The organism is Kitasatospora sp. NPDC057738 (assembly GCF_042798815.1).
GTDB lineage: Bacteria > Actinomycetota > Actinomycetes > Streptomycetales > Streptomycetaceae > Kitasatospora > Kitasatospora lactacystinica.
The window spans coordinates 261261-275351 of sequence record NZ_JBHVJT010000001.1 but is presented as its reverse complement, the minus strand read 5'-3'; the positions used below and the strand labels follow the sequence as shown (position 1 = coordinate 275351).

The 14091-nt window shown below is 71.2% G+C and carries 12 protein-coding genes and 2 rRNA genes; 13 read left to right on the top strand and 1 reads right to left on the bottom strand.

Annotation, left to right across the window (positions count from 1 at the left end; all coding sequences use genetic code 11):
- The 13 genes from ACFVGO_RS01175 to ACFVGO_RS01115 form a co-directional block, all read left to right on the top strand.
- A 23S ribosomal RNA gene (locus tag ACFVGO_RS01175) occupies positions 1–93 on the top strand; the annotation flags it as partial.
- 81 nt (positions 94–174) lie between these two features.
- A 5S ribosomal RNA gene (gene rrf, locus ACFVGO_RS01170) occupies positions 175–291 on the top strand.
- A 99-nt stretch (positions 292–390) separates the two neighbouring features.
- Positions 391–1011 (top strand): CDP-alcohol phosphatidyltransferase family protein, encoded by a 621-nt coding sequence (locus tag ACFVGO_RS01165; RefSeq protein ID WP_359915003.1) that lies wholly within the window; start codon positions 391–393, stop codon positions 1009–1011.
- Positions 1012–1135: 124 nt separating this feature from the next.
- Complete coding sequence (locus ACFVGO_RS01160) at positions 1136–3631, top strand: mannose-1-phosphate guanyltransferase (RefSeq protein ID WP_359915006.1); 2496 nt, start codon at positions 1136–1138, stop codon at positions 3629–3631.
- Between the two features lie 191 nt (positions 3632–3822).
- Positions 3823–4911 carry a DUF881 domain-containing protein gene (locus ACFVGO_RS01155; RefSeq protein WP_380352372.1) on the top strand — a complete coding sequence of 363 codons (1089 nt, stop codon included), beginning with the start codon at positions 3823–3825 and terminating at the stop codon, positions 4909–4911.
- Positions 4908–5240 carry a small basic family protein gene (locus ACFVGO_RS01150; protein WP_030062488.1) on the top strand — a complete coding sequence of 111 codons (333 nt, stop codon included), beginning with the start codon at positions 4908–4910 and terminating at the stop codon, positions 5238–5240. Before ACFVGO_RS01155 ends, ACFVGO_RS01150 begins: the two co-directional genes overlap by 4 nt.
- A 151-nt stretch (positions 5241–5391) precedes the next feature.
- On the top strand, positions 5392–6465 hold the full coding sequence (locus ACFVGO_RS01145; RefSeq protein ID WP_380630513.1) for a DUF881 domain-containing protein: 1074 nt from the start codon (positions 5392–5394) through the stop codon (positions 6463–6465).
- A 229-nt stretch (positions 6466–6694) separates the two neighbouring features.
- Positions 6695–7576 carry an FHA domain-containing protein gene (locus tag ACFVGO_RS01140; RefSeq protein WP_359915009.1) on the top strand — a complete coding sequence of 294 codons (882 nt, stop codon included), beginning with the start codon at positions 6695–6697 and terminating at the stop codon, positions 7574–7576.
- Between the two features lie 179 nt (positions 7577–7755).
- Positions 7756–8451, top strand: a complete 696-nt coding sequence (locus ACFVGO_RS01135) for a MerR family transcriptional regulator (RefSeq protein WP_380630511.1) — start codon at positions 7756–7758, stop codon at positions 8449–8451.
- 97 nt (positions 8452–8548) lie between these two features.
- Entirely contained in the window at positions 8549–9025 is a 477-nt protein-coding gene (locus ACFVGO_RS01130) for a bifunctional nuclease family protein (RefSeq protein WP_224276619.1), read from the top strand.
- A 223-nt stretch (positions 9026–9248) separates the two neighbouring features.
- Positions 9249–9893, top strand: coding sequence for a MerR family transcriptional regulator (locus ACFVGO_RS01125; protein WP_359915012.1), 645 nt, complete (start codon positions 9249–9251; stop codon positions 9891–9893).
- 94 nt (positions 9894–9987) lie between these two features.
- A complete protein-coding gene (locus tag ACFVGO_RS01120) occupies positions 9988–10710 on the top strand; it encodes an ElyC/SanA/YdcF family protein (RefSeq protein ID WP_359915015.1) in 723 nt (240 codons plus the stop codon).
- A gap of 66 nt (positions 10711–10776) precedes the next feature.
- The gene (locus ACFVGO_RS01115; protein WP_359915018.1) at positions 10777–12192 is read left to right on the top strand and encodes a DNA polymerase IV; all 1416 of its coding nucleotides are present in this window, start codon (positions 10777–10779) and stop codon (positions 12190–12192) included.
- A gap of 142 nt (positions 12193–12334) precedes the next feature.
- Here ACFVGO_RS01115 and ACFVGO_RS01110 read toward each other — a convergent pair whose 3' ends face one another.
- Positions 12335–13831 (bottom strand): MFS transporter, encoded by a 1497-nt coding sequence (locus ACFVGO_RS01110; RefSeq protein ID WP_359915021.1) that lies wholly within the window; start codon positions 13829–13831, stop codon positions 12335–12337.
- Positions 13832–14091 lie beyond the last annotated feature (260 nt).

Below are 14091 nucleotides of genomic sequence, written 5' to 3'. Positions count from 1 at the left end.
GGCTCCCAGTAGACGACTGGGTTGATAGGCCGGATATGGAAGCCCTGTGAGGGGTGGAGTTGACCGGTACTAATAGGCCGAGGGCTTGTCCTCAGTTGCTCGCGTCCACTGTGTTGTTCTGAAACAACGACCCGCCCGAATCCTGTCGGGTGTGCGGTGACAGTTTCATAGTGTTTCGGTGGTCATAGCGTGAGGGAAACGCCCGGTTACATTCCGAACCCGGAAGCTAAGCCTTACAGCGCCGATGGTACTGCAGGGGGGACCCTGTGGGAGAGTAGGACGCCGCCGAACAATTATTCTAGAGAAGCCCCCGCCGGGTGAACCGGTCGGGGGCTTCTCTGTTGTAGGGTCAACATGCAATTGTCGTAGTACGGGACAGGAGGCCCCCGGGTGGAGGTCCAGGAGACGCGGGTCCAGACCGATCGCGTCCTCACCATCCCCAACATGCTGAGCATGGGCCGGCTGGTCGGTGTTCCGCTCTTTCTCTGGCTCATCCTGTGGCCGGTGTTCGACGGGCCCAACAATGACGGTTGGGCGCTGTTGATCCTGATGCTGAGCGGGATCAGCGACTACCTGGACGGGAAGCTCGCCCGGCGGTGGGGGCAGATCAGCCGGGTGGGGCAGCTGCTCGATCCGCTGGCCGACCGGCTCTATGTGCTGTCCACGCTGGTCGGATTGACCTGGCGTGAGATTCTGCCGTGGTGGCTCACCGCGATCCTGTTGGCCCGTGAGGTATTCATCGCCGCGCTGCTGCCGATTCTGAACCGGCACGGCTACGGACCGCTCCAGGTGAGTTTCCTGGGCAAGGCGGCGACCTTCAATCTGATGTACGCCTTTCCGCTTCTGCTGCTCGGCAGCGTGGACAGCTGGATCGCCCGGCCGGCCGAGGTGGTGAGCTGGGCGTTCATCTGGTGGGGGACGACGCTGTACTGGTGGGCCGCGATTCTTTACGCGGTTCAGGCGCGGCGGATCGTCCGGGCCAGCACCGCGGGCTCGGCGTCCACAGTCTGAGACGTGATCTGAGAGAAGCCCCACGCCTCATCGGTGCGTCGGACGATACCTTCCGGGTAGAGAACCTTCTGGAACGCTTTGATGGACCTGTTGGTCCACCACCGCGAAGGAGGACGCACCCGTAATGAAAGCCGTTGTAATGGCAGGGGGCGAGGGCACCCGACTCCGCCCGATGACCTCCAGCATGCCGAAGCCGCTGCTTCCGGTCGCCAATAGGCCGATCATGGAGCACGTGCTTCGGCTGCTGAAGCGGCACGGCCTCTCCGACACCGTCGTCACCGTGCAGTTCCTGGCGTCGCTGGTCAAGAACTATTTCGGTGACGGCGAAGAGCTGGGCATGCATCTGACCTATGCCCACGAGGAGACGCCACTGGGCACTGCGGGGAGTGTCAAGAACGCCGAGGACGCGCTCAAGGACGATTCCTTTCTGGTGATCTCCGGTGACGCGCTGACCGACTTCGATCTCTCGGAATTGATCGACTTTCACCGCAGCAAGAACGCTCTGGTCACCGTCTGTCTCACGAGAGTGCCGAATCCACTGGAGTTCGGCATCACGATCACGGACGACGAGGGGAGGGTCGAGCGCTTCCTGGAGAAGCCGACCTGGGGGCAGGTCTTCTCCGACACGGTGAACACCGGTATCTACGTGATGGAGCCCGAGGTCTTCGACTACGTGGCGGCGGGTGAGTCCGTCGACTGGTCGAGTGACGTCTTCCCACAGCTGTTGAAGGAGGGCAAGCGGGTCTACGGTTACGTCGCCGAGGGCTACTGGGAGGACGTGGGCACCCACGAGAGCTACGGCAAGGCCCAGGCCGACGTCCTGGAGGGGAAGGTCGACGTCGAGCTGGACGGATTCGAGATCTCCCCGGGCGTCTGGGTCGCCGAGGGTGCCGAGGTGGATCCGGACGCGGTGCTGCGCGGGCCGCTGTACATCGGGGACTACGCCAAGGTCGAGGCCGGGGTGGAGATCCGCGAGCACACCGTGCTGGGCAGCAACGTGGTCGTCAAGCGCGGCGCGTTCCTGCACAAGGCGGTGGTGCACGACAACGTCTACGTCGGGCCGCAGAGCAACCTGCGGGGCTGCGTGGTCGGCAAGAACACCGATGTGATGCGGGCCGCGCGGATCGAGGACGGCGCGGTGATCGGGGACGAGTGCCTGGTCGGCGAGGAGTCGATCATCGGGGCGAACGTCCGGGTCTACCCGTTCAAGACCATCGAGGCCGGCGCGGTCGTCAACACCTCGGTGATCTGGGAGTCGCGCGGCCAGGAGCACCTGTTCGGGGTGCGCGGCGTCTCGGGCATCCTGAACGTCGAGATCACCCCGGAGCTGGCCGTGCGGCTGGCGGGGGCGTACGCGACGACGCTGAAGAAGGGCGCCACCGTCACCATCGCGCGTGACCACTCGCGTGGTGCGCGTGCGCTCAAACGGGCGATGATCTCGGGGCTCCAGACCTCCGCGATCGACGTCCGGGACCTGGAGAACGTGCCCATGCCGGTGGCCCGGCAGCACACGGCCCGGGGGAGCGCCGGCGGGATCTTCCTGCGGACCACGCCGGGTGTGCCGGACTCGCTGGACATCCTCTTCTTCGACGAGCGCGGGGCGGACCTCTCGCAGGCGGGCCAGCGCAAGCTGGACCGGGTCTACGCACGTCAGGAGTACCGGCGGGCGTTCCCGGGGGAGATCGGGGACCTGACCTTCCCGTCCAGCGTCTTCGACTCCTACGCGGGCAACCTGCTGCGGACGGTGGACACCACCGGGGTCCGGGAGGCCGGGCTGAAGGTGGTCGTGGACACCGCGCACGGCAGCGCGGGCCTGGTCCTGCCGAGCATCCTCGGCCGGCTCGGGGTGGAGGCGCTGACCGTCTCCACCGGGCTGGACGAGGCCAGGCCGACGGAGGACGCGGAGGAGCGCAGGGCCGGGCTGGCCAGGCTGGGCGAGCTGGTCGCCTCCTCGCGGGCGGCCTTCGGCGTCCGGTTCGACCCGGTGGGCGAGCGCGTCGCGTTCGTGGACGAGCTCGGCCGGGTGATCGACGACGACCGGGCGCTGCTGGTGCTGCTGGACCTGGTCGCGGCCGAGCGGCGCAGCGGGCAGGTGGCACTGCCGGTGACCACGACCCGGATCGCCGAGCAGGTCGCGGCGTACCACGGCACCCAGGTCATCTGGACCACGACGACGCCGGACGACCTCGCGAAGGCGGCCTCCGCCGAGGGCACGGTGTTCGGCGGGGACGGGCGCGGCGGTTTCGTGGTGCCCGAGTTCAGCGGGGTGCTGGACGGCGCCGCGGCGTTCGTCCGGCTGGTCGGCCTGGTGGCGCGGACCCAGCTCACGCTGAGCCAGATCGACGCGCGGATTCCGCAGGCGCACATCCGGCGCCGGGACATCGCGACGCCGTGGGCGGCCAAGGGCATGGTCATGCGCTCGGTGGTGGAGGCGGCCGGCAGCCGTCGGCTGGACACCACCGACGGCGTCCGGGTGGTCGAGGCCGACGGGCGGTGGACGCTGGTGCTGCCGGACCCGGCCGAGGCGGTCACCCACCTGTGGGCGGAGGGCCCGGACGACGAGGCCACCGAGGCGCTGCTGGACGAGTGGGCGGCCGTGGTCGACGGAGCGGGGCGGTGAGCGTCCGGGGTTGAGCACTGCCTGAGGCTCGGAACGGCCTCGAACGGCGGGGCGCGCGGTGTGATCCGTGCGCCCCGCTGTCCGTTTTCACACTATTCGGAACAATCCGTCACTTTCCGTCATGTGTGCAGCGTGTGTGCAGCTCAGGGGCCGTGCACGGGGCCCGTCGGCGGCGTGGGACGATGGTCTCCATGCCAGCGACGCCGACACCGAGTGCCCCGAACGGACGGTACAACCGTCCGGACGCCTCGATGTCCTTGCTGACCAATGTGATGGACCACAGCCTCGACGAGGGCTACGCGGAGGCGGCCGCCGCGCGCGGCGGAGCCCGCGACAGCCGGATACCCGGCACCTGGCAGGGGCTGCTCACGCTCGGCGCCGGGCTGGCGCTGGTCGGCGGGGTGGTGACGGTGGGCGCCGTGAACGCCCACAAGGCCGAGCCGTCGCTGGCCAAGGAGCGGGACGCGCTGATCCACCGGATCAACGACAGCAACACCTCGGCCGACCAGTTGCAGAAGCAGGTGCAGGAGCTGCGGCTCAAGGTCGACAGCACCCAGCAGCAGGCGCTCGCCTCGGGGGACGGCGATCCCGGTGGGCTGAGCGGGGCCGTGGGCCTCGGCCCGGTCGCCGGGCCGGGCCTGAAGCTGGTCCTGGAGGACGCCACGGGCACGGGCGCCGGCGGCAACGTCGACCCGCGGGCCGGGCAGGGCTTCTCCAACAGCGGACGGCTGCGGGACCGTGACCTGCAGCTGGTGGTGAACGGCCTCTGGGGATCCGGGGCCGAGGCGATCGCGATCAACGGCCAGCGGCTGACCGCGCTGTCCGCGATCCGGGCCGCCGGCGAGGCGGTGCTGGTGGACAACCGGCCGCTGGTGCCGCCGTACAGCATCCAGGCGGTCGGGGACGGCTCGAAGCTCCTCACCGCCTTCGAGAAGGACATGGCCGGGCAGTACCTGCGGCTGCTCCAGGAGCAGTACGGCATCAAGTCGACGCTCTCCGTGCAGAAGAACCTGACGCTGCCGGCGGCGGTGGGGGTGACGCTGCGGACCGCGCAGCCGGTGACGCCCGAGACCTCGCCCGCGGCCTCCCCGACGACTCCGGGCGGTACGCCGCCGACCGGAGCCGGAACCCAGGAGAGCCCCGCCGCGTCCGTCTCACCATCGGCCCCGTCCTCCGCATCGGCCTCGTCGGCCGGGCCAGGCGGAACTCCCACCACCAAGCGGCGTCCGTCGACCGGACCCACCAAGACCACGACAGGGACAGGAGCAGCCAGACCGTGATTGCCGTACTGGGTCTTGTGATCGGGGTGGTCGTCGGCCTCTTCGTCCAACCCGAGGTGCCGGACGCCGTCGTGCCCTACCTGCCGATCGCGGTGGTGGCGGCGCTGGACGCCGTGTTCGGCGGCGTCCGGGCGATGCTCGACGGGATCTTCAACGACAAGGTGTTCATCGTCTCGTTCCTGTCGAACGTGGTGGTCGCGGCACTGATCGTCTTCCTCGGTGACCAGCTGGGGGTCGGCTCGCAGCTGTCCACCGGTGTGGTCGTCGTCCTCGGCATCCGCATCTTCTCCAACGCGGCCGCGATCCGGCGCCATGTCTTCCGTGCCTGAGCCGCGCCGCGAGGAGGCGGTGGCGGCGGAGCCGGAGGCGGCGGCGGTCGGTCCGGCCGCCGGGAAGCCGGGCGGGGAACCTCGGGAGGTCATCGGCGTCGAGGCGGCCGTGAAGCCCGCCGAGAAGGCCGTGGGCACCCCCGGGCCGGAGATGGACGGGGAGTCCGGTCCGGAAGGCTCGGAGGACCCGGCCGTGGCCGCCGGGGGGACCGCCGCCGAGGAGGCCCCGGAGGAGAAGTCTGACGCTAAGGCTGAGCTTGAGGCCGATTCGGCGCCCGAGCCGACGCTGCGGCTCACGAAGGTCGTCGGGCCGGCACCTGCGGCCGGGACGAAGGCCGGGACGAAGCCGGAGGCGAAGGCCGGACCCGTCGCCGAGGCGAAGCCCGAGCCGGTACCCGCGCCCGGCGCCGAGCCCGAGGTCGAGTCCGAGCCCGAGTCCGAGTCCGAGCCCGAGTCGGAAGCGGCGCCCGAGCCCGAGCCCGAGCCCGCTCCGGACCGGAACACCGGCCGGCGGCGGCTGAAGGCGGCGCTCTGGCCGCCGCGGCTGTCGCGCGGCCAGCTGGTGGTGGCGCTGCTGCTGTTCTCGCTCGGCCTGGGGCTGGCGATCCAGGTGCGGTCGACCAACGACCACCACAGCCAGCTGCGCGGGGCCCGCCAGGAGGACCTGGTGCGGATCCTCGACGAACTGGACAGCCGTCAGCAGCGTCTCCAGCAGGAGAAGGCGGAGCTGGAGCAGTCCCTGGCGAAGTTGGAGAACAGCTCCAACCAGGCCAAGGAGGCCCAGGAACAGACCAGGAAGAAGGTGACGGAGCTCGGTGTGCTCGCCGGTACCGTCAAAGCCACTGGTCCGGGCATCGTACTCACGGTCGATGATCCCCAAGGGCAGGTGAAGGCAGATATGCTGCTGGACACCCTGCAAGAACTTCGAGCGGCGGGGGCGGAGGCGATTCAGATCAACGACGTGCGCGTGGTGGTCAACACCTACTTCACCGACCTGTCGGGCGGTGGAGTGCAGATCGACGGGAAGAAGGTCTCGCAGCCCTACCGCTTCACGGTCGTGGGGAACCCGCAGGATCTGACACCCGCGCTGAACATCCCGGGAGGTGTCGTCCGCACGCTGGAGAGCCACCAGGCGCGGGCGACGATCGCCCAGCAGCAGAAGGTGGTCGTCGACGCCCTCGTGGACCCGAAGTCGCCGCAGTACGCCAAGCCGGCTCCGAAGTGACGGGGCGCCCGACGAACGGCCCGTCAAGGGCGGGCGGCACCCGCCGGGGGACGCCGCCGTCACATGGGCGAGACTGGTTCGCACCAGTACGCTCCGGAGCAACAACCGCAGTACCGACCGCCGGAGTACCGCTCCGGCGATCCCGAGCCGCAACGACCGGGCTCGCAGCATGTCCGAGGTTCTCACCCTGCCCCGCGGGCGGGTCTGTCACACGCAAGGGGATTCGCCCGTGAGTTTCTTCTCGAAGTTGTTCGGTCGCAACAAGGGCCGTGACGCGGCCGCCGTCGAGGCGCCCACCGCGCGTCACCGCCGACCGGAGGACGAGCCCGCAGTGCCGGGCATGCGTCCGGCCCCCGAGGCCGCGCCGTACGCAGGTCAGCAGCTGTACCGGGACGGCGGCGCCGCCCAGTACGCGGGGAATCCGGCGGGCTACGGCGCGTCGGTTGACCCCTCCGGCGAGCCGCGCATAGGTTTCCCGTCAGGACCCTCAACCTCTGGTGGAGGGTTTGCCCCGGATCCGTACGCCGGGCACAACCCGTCGGGTGTGCCGCGCCAGGAGGCTGTGAACATGGCTGGCCCCACTCCGTGCCCCAGGTGCGGCAACCAGAACCCGGCCTCGGCCCGGTTCTGTTCCAACTGCGGCACGGCGCTGCGCGGCGGCCTGCTCCCGGAGGGGGCGGCGGAGACCACGTCGACCATCTCCATCTCCGGCCTGGAGTCGTACGACCCCACCACCACGACCGGCACCGGCGCCACGCCGGCCCTGTCGGCCGAGGTGCTGTCGGCGATCGACGCGCTGCCGCCGGGCTCGGCCCTGCTGATCGTGCAGCGCGGTCCGAACTCTGGCAGCCGCTTCCTGCTGGACTCGGACATCACCACGGCGGGTCGTCACCCGCAGGGTGACATCTTCCTGGACGACGTCACGGTCTCGCGCCGCCACGTGGAGTTCCGCCGCACCCCGGCCGGCTTCAGCGTCGCGGACGTGGGCAGCCTCAACGGCACCTACGTGAACCGGGAGCGGATCGACGAGGTGTCGCTGAACAACGGCGACGAGGTGCAGATCGGGAAGTACCGGCTGGTGTTCTTCGCCGGCCACAACCGGGGGTACTGAAAGCGACGTCGGCAGGAGCCCGAGTGAATACGAATACCCCTTCCTCTTCTCTCGGGGCGGCCACCCCCACCCCGTCCGGTCCGCAGGCGGACCGCGGCGGGCGCGGGGTGGTCGCGGGCCCGCGGCAGCCGCTCCGGAGCGAGCGGCCCGCCGGGCGGCGGCGCGGCGGTGACGAACTGCTGAGCATCGGTGCGGTGCTGGCCTTCCTGCGCGACGACTTCCCCGAGGTCACCATCTCCAAGATCCGCTTCCTGGAGGCGGAGGGGCTGGTCGAGCCGCAGCGCACGCCCTCGGGGTACCGCAAGTTCAGCCCGGCCGACGTCGAGCGGCTGGCCTACGTCCTGCGCATGCAGCGGGACCACTACCTGCCGCTGCGGGTGATCCGGGAGCACCTGGACGCGATCGAGCGCGGCGAGAACCCTCCCGCGCTGCCCTCCGCCGCCGACACCCGGCCCGGGCCGCTGGAGGAGGCGGACCGGGAGCTGGTGGCCGCCGGCGATGTGCCCTCCGGCGTCCGGCTGGGGCGTGCCGAGCTGCTCGCGGCGGCCGAGGCGGGGGAACCCGAGCTGGCCGAGTGGGAGTCCTACGGGCTGGTCGCCGCGGGCCCGGACGGCGGCTACGACGGCGAGGCGCTGCAGGTGGCCCGACTGGTCGCGGAGCTCGGCCGGTACGGGCTGGAACCCCGGCACCTGCGCGCGATGAAGGCCGCGGCGGATCGCGAGATCGCGCTGGTGGAGCAGGTGGTGGCGCCGCTGCGCCGGCACCGGAACCCGCAGACCAGGGCGCACGCGGAGGCCACCGCCCGGGAACTCGCGACCCTGTCGGTGCGGCTGCACGCGGCGATGGTCCAGGCCGGTCTGCGGTCCCGCGGATAGCGGCCGTGGTATTCCGGCGGCACCGGCTGCACCGCGCTGACCAGCGGCGTCGGCTCTGCGCTTTCATATCCGGGAGCGGAGCCATAGGGTTGCGTGTGTGAATGAGCTCGACGTCGTGGGTGTCCGAGTGGAGATGCCTTCCAACCAGCCGATCGTGCTGCTGCGGGAGGTCGGGGGAGATCGCTACCTGCCGATCTGGATCGGCCCCGGCGAGGCGACCGCGATCGCCTTCGCCCAGCAGGGCATGACGCCGGTGCGCCCGTTGACGCACGACCTCTTCAAGGACGTCCTGGAGGCGCTCGGCCAGCAGCTCACCGAGGTGCGGATCACCGACCTGCGGGAGGGCGTGTTCTACGCCGAGCTGGTGTTCTCCGGCGGGGTCGAGGTGAGCGCCCGGCCGTCCGACGCCATAGCGCTGGCGCTGCGCACCGGCACGCCGATCTACGGGAGCGAGGAGGTGCTCGCCGAGGCGGGCATCGCGATCCCGGACGAGCAGGAGGACGAGGTCGAGAAGTTCCGCGAGTTCCTCGACCAGGTGTCGCCCGAGGACTTCGGGGGCAGCGGTCCGCAGTAGCGGGGACCGGCCGTGCGGCCATGTGGCCGACCGTTTTGCCAAAAACCGTCCATCTACCCACACTAGGGGCACGAAAAACCACTCTCCTGAGTGATGTGGTTTGTCTGGCCCGGCGTGGCGATCGTTGACGGGTCATAGGGGACTGCCTACCGTCAGGAGTGGCTGTCCGGGTGGCCGATGCCCGCAGTCGGGTTGCCCGCAGCACAAGTGGACGGAGGCAGGCATGAGCAGCACCGGCGATGACGCGGCCGTGGGAGGCCGGTGCGCCGTGCACATGCCGCGCACCGCTCGCACCGTCACGGATCTCCCCCGGATGGGCAGGTTCCCGGCCGTACAACCGGGCCAGCCGGCCATCGAGCGGCTGGCCCCGACGTCCGACCTGCTCGGCTTCCGCGGCCCGACGGCCTGCGCGGCGGCCGGCATCACCTACCGCCAGCTGGACTACTGGGCCCGCACCGGACTGCTGGAGCCCAGCGTCCGCACCGCGTACCCGTCGACCAGCCAGCGGCTCTACAGCTTCCGCGACATCCTGCTGCTGAAGATCGTGAAGCGGCTGCTCGACGCGGGTGTCTCGCTGCAGAACATCCGGGTGGCGGTCGCCCACCTCCAGGCCGCCGACCAGGCCGACCTGGCCGGGCTGACGCTGATGTGCGACGGCGCGACGGTGTACGAGTGCACCACGCCGCAGCAGGTGGTGGACCTGCTGAAGGGCGGTCAAGGAGTCTTCGGCATCGCGGTGGGAGCGGTCTGGCGGGAGCTGGAGCTCACCCTCGGCCGGCTGCACGCCGAGCGCACCGACACCGGCGAGACCCTGGTCGGGCACGACCCGGCCGACGAGCTGGCCCAGCGGCGCAACCGGGCGGTCTGAGCAGGCGTTCGACGGGGCCGCGGGCCCGGACGGGGAACCGTTCGGACCCGCGGCCTCGTCGTGTTGCCTGGTTGACGGGATCGAGGGAGGGCACGTGGAGGTCGGCACCGGGATAGCGGGGCTGCTGCGGCGCAGGGCCGGGCTGCTGAGGACGCGGCTGCGGCAGCGGCGGACGCAGCGCAGGGTGTTCCAGGTCGCAACGGTGCTCTGCTCGCTCGCGCTGGCGCCGAGCGCCTGGGTGTGGTTCGCCGCCGGGGACCGGGTGGGCACCGTGGAGAGCGCGCCTTCCGCGCCGGTCGCCGTGGTCTTCGGCGCCGGGCTGTACCAGGGCAAGCCCTCCGCGTACCTGGAGCACCGGCTGGTCGCGGCGGTCGACCTGTACCGGGAGGGGAAGGTGCAGGCGATCCTGGTGACCGGGGACAACGGGCGGGTCGAGTACGACGAGCCCGACGCGATGTACACCTACCTGACCGAGCACGGGGTGCCCGAGGACCGGGTGGTCCGCGACTACGCGGGCTTCGACACCTGGGACTCCTGCACCCGGGCGCGCCGGATCTTCGGGGTGGACCACGCGGTGCTGGTCAGCCAGGACTTCCACGTCCGCCGCGCGCTGGCCCTGTGCGAGGCGGCGGGCATCCGCTCCTACGCCGTCGGGGTGCCGGAACTGCACGACGCGACCTGGCTGTACGGCGGGCTGCGGGAGGTCGCCGGGGCGGGCAAGGCGGCGGCCAACGCCTGGCTGCGGCCGGACCCGCTGTTCCTGGGGCCCCAGGAGGACGGCATCCCGAAGGCGCTGGCGGAGGCGGCGAAGCGGTAGCCCCCGGGCGCGGGCCGTCCGGCCGGGTTCGCACGCACTGTCGGACCCGTGCGCGATGATCGGCGGGTGCGATCTCTGCCGAGCATCATCCACCTCGACATGGACGCCTTCTTCGCGGCGGTGGAGCAGGCGGCCAAGCCGAGCCTGCGCGGCAAGCCGGTGGTCGTCGGCGGGCTCGGCGGACGCGGGGTGGTCTCCACGGCCTCGTACGAGGCGCGCAGGTTCGGGGTGCACTCGGCGATGCCGATGGCGCAGGCGCGCCGGCTCTGCCCCAACGCCGCCTTCCTGTCGGGGCGGTTCGAGGCCTACCGGCAGAACAGCGAGATCGTGATGGGGCTGCTGCGGCAGCTCTCCCCGCTGGTGCAGCCGCTCAGCCTGGACGAGGCCTTCGTGGACCTGGAGGCCGGTCCGTACGGACCGGCGCTGCTGGAGGCGGACCACGAGACCGGCGAGCGGCTGGTGCTGGCGCTGGCGGAGGACCTGCGGGCGGACATCCAGCGGCTGACCGGGCTGACCGGATCGGTCGGGGCGGCCGGGTCCAAGCTGATGGCCAAGATCGCCTCCGAGCAGGCCAAACCGGACGGGCTGGTGATGGTCGAGCCCGGGCAGGAGCGGGCCGTGCTCGGCCCGATGCCGGTGCGGGCGCTGCCCGGGATCGGGCCGGCCACCGAGCAGGTGCTGCGCCGGGCCGGGCTGAACACGGTGGCCGACCTCGCGGAGGCGGGGGAGGCGGAGCTGGTGCAGCTGGTCGGGCGGGCGCACGGTGCGGGGATCTTCCAGATGTCCACCGGGCTGGACGAACGGCCGGTGATCGCCGACCAGGACGCCAAGTCCGTGTCGGTGGAGGACACCTACGAGGTGGACCTGGCCGACCGGGAGCGGGTGCTGCGCGAGGTGGAGGCGCTGGCCGGGCGGTGCGTGCGGCGGCTGCGGGCGGCCGGGCGCTCCGGGCGGACGGTGGTGCTCAAGGTCCGGCGGTTCGACTTCTCGACGCTGACCCGCTCGGAGACGCTGGGCGGGCCCACCGACGACGAGACGGTGATCACCGCGACCGCGCGCCGGCTGGCCGAGCAGGTCGACATCACCGGCGGGGTCCGGCTGCTCGGCGTGGGCGTCGCCCAACTCGCCGACTACACCCAGGAGGACCTGTTCGCCCAGGCGCTGCGGGAGGAGGCCGCGGAGCACGCGGAGGCGGCGGCCGAGACCGAGGAGGCCGCGGAGGAGCCGGAGGCCGTCGTGGTGCGGCGCTGGATGCCCGGGCAGGACGTCCGGCACGCGGAGCACGGGCCGGGCTGGGTGCAGGGCAGCGGCGTCGGGAGGGTCACCGTACGGTTCGAGACGCCGTGGAGCGAGCGCGGGCGGGTGCGGACCTTCGCGGTGGACGACCCGGCGCTCGAACCCTCCCGGCCGCTGCCGCTGCGCCGGGACGAGGGGGCGGACGGAGCGCCGGACGAGGGCGGCGGTCCGGCGGAGGGCGCCTGAAACGCGAAGCGGCCCCACCCGGTGGGGGAGTACCGGGTGGGGCCGATCACCGTGCCGGACCCCGTACGTTCGTGATGCCCTCGCGACGTACGGAGGCCGGGGCCCCGCGCCCTGTCCCTGAGCGCGGGGGCCGGACGCCCTGTCAGGCGTCGGTCTTGACCAGCTCGGGGCTGGAGTCCTGCTGGGCCGCGCCGCCGGCGACCGTCGCGGTGGCGGCCGCGGTGCCGCCGCGGATCAGGAACGGGACGACGCCGGCGACGGCGCAGACCACGGCTGCCGTCCAGAACGCGTGCTTGTAGGCGTCCAGGGTGGGCAGGGAGAGCGGGATCTGCGGCGGCAGCTTCATGGTGTCGCCGGTCAGGATGGCGGCCATGACGGCGGTGCCGATCGCGCCACCGACCGTGCGCAGCACGGAGTTCATGCCGTTGGCGATGCCGCTCTGCTCGACCGGGACGGCGCCGTTGATGTAGGCCGGCATCGCGGCGAAGGCGAGGCCGACGCCGAGACCGAAGATCGCCGAGGCGGTGTAGATGTCGCCCTCGTGCCCGTGGCGCACGGCCAGGTAGGCCATCGCGACGGCGCCGAGGACGCCACCGAGGACCAGCGGCAGACGCGGGCCGCGACGGGCGATCAGCAGGGCGCCGACCGGGGCGGCGACCATCGAGCCGATCGCGGACGGCAGCAGCAGGAGGCCGGCGTGCAGCACGCTGGCGGTGAAGCCGTAGTGGGTCAGCTTCTCCGGGGTCTGGGCGAAGTTGCTGATGACCATGAAGGAGCCGTACATGCCGAAGCCGATGAGCAGGCCGGCCACGTTGGTGAAGGCGACGGCCGGACGGGCCATCATCTTCATGTCCACGAGCGGGTGCGCGACCTTGGTCTCGATGATCCCCCAGACCAGGGCGACCACGGCGGCGACGGCGAACAGGCCGAGCGTCTTGTTGGAGGTCCAGCCCCAGTGGTTGCCCTGGCTGACCGCGACCAGCAGCGCGGAGAGCCAGCCGGCCAGGGTGAGGGCGCCGAGCGGGTCGGCGCCGCCCTCCTTGTCGGTGACCGGGTCGGTCGGGACGCGGAAGGCGACCAGGGCGATCGCGATCAGGCCGAAGACCAGGCCCATCCAGAAGATCGACTTGTAGTCCCAGTGCTCCAGCAGGAGGCCGGTGGCGACCAGGCCGAGGCCGGAGCCGACGCCCATCGAGGCGCTGATGGCGGCGACGCCGCCGGTCACCTTCCGCTTGGGCAGCTCGTCCCGGACGATGCTGATCGCCAGCGGCAGGACGCCACCGCCGGCGCCCTGGAGGACACGGGCGACGACCAGCCAGGTGAAGGAGTGGGTGCTGACCGCCAGCGCCGAACCGGCGACCAGGCCGGCCAGCGAGATCAGCAGCATCGGCTTGCGGCCCCGGAGGTCGCCGAAGCGGCCCAGGAGGGGAGTCAGCACGGCTGCGGAGAGCAGGTTGGCGGTCATCAGCCAGGTGATGCTGGACGCGGAGACGCTCAGTTCCTTGGCCAGCGAGGGCAGGATCGGGACGACCGCGGTCTGCACCACGCTGAACGACAGCATCGCCAGGATGAGGGCCGGCAGGACCCGGGCGCTGCTCTGCTTCTCGGCCGCGGTGGTGGGCTGTGGTGCCTCACTCACGGTTGCTTCCTCCCGTACATAGTGAATGAACTGAAGTAACCATGCAGGGAGATACTTCAGAGTGTCAAATATCGAGTGGTTAAGCTTTGGCAAAGACGAACGGTCGGGTACGCGACAAGGGAGGTCGGGCGCCCGGTCGGGCGCGAAAACAAAGCCACACAAAACGTCCCCCGCCCCCGTCCCGCCGAACTGCCCCCCCCCCCCCCCCCACCAACCCCAACCCACACCACCGGGCACCCCCCCCCCCCCACCCCCCCCCC

Excerpts from the sequence above, each read along its gene's own strand:
- ACFVGO_RS01160 (WP_359915006.1), top strand. The coding sequence starts at position 1,136 with ATGAAAGCCGTTGTAATGGCAGGGGGCGAGGGCACCCGACTCCGCCCG.
- ACFVGO_RS01155 (WP_380352372.1), top strand. The coding sequence starts at position 3,823 with ATGCCAGCGACGCCGACACCGAGTGCCCCGAACGGACGGTACAACCGT.
- ACFVGO_RS01145 (WP_380630513.1), top strand. The coding sequence starts at position 5,392 with ATGGACGGGGAGTCCGGTCCGGAAGGCTCGGAGGACCCGGCCGTGGCC.
- ACFVGO_RS01125 (WP_359915012.1), top strand. The coding sequence starts at position 9,249 with ATGAGCAGCACCGGCGATGACGCGGCCGTGGGAGGCCGGTGCGCCGTG.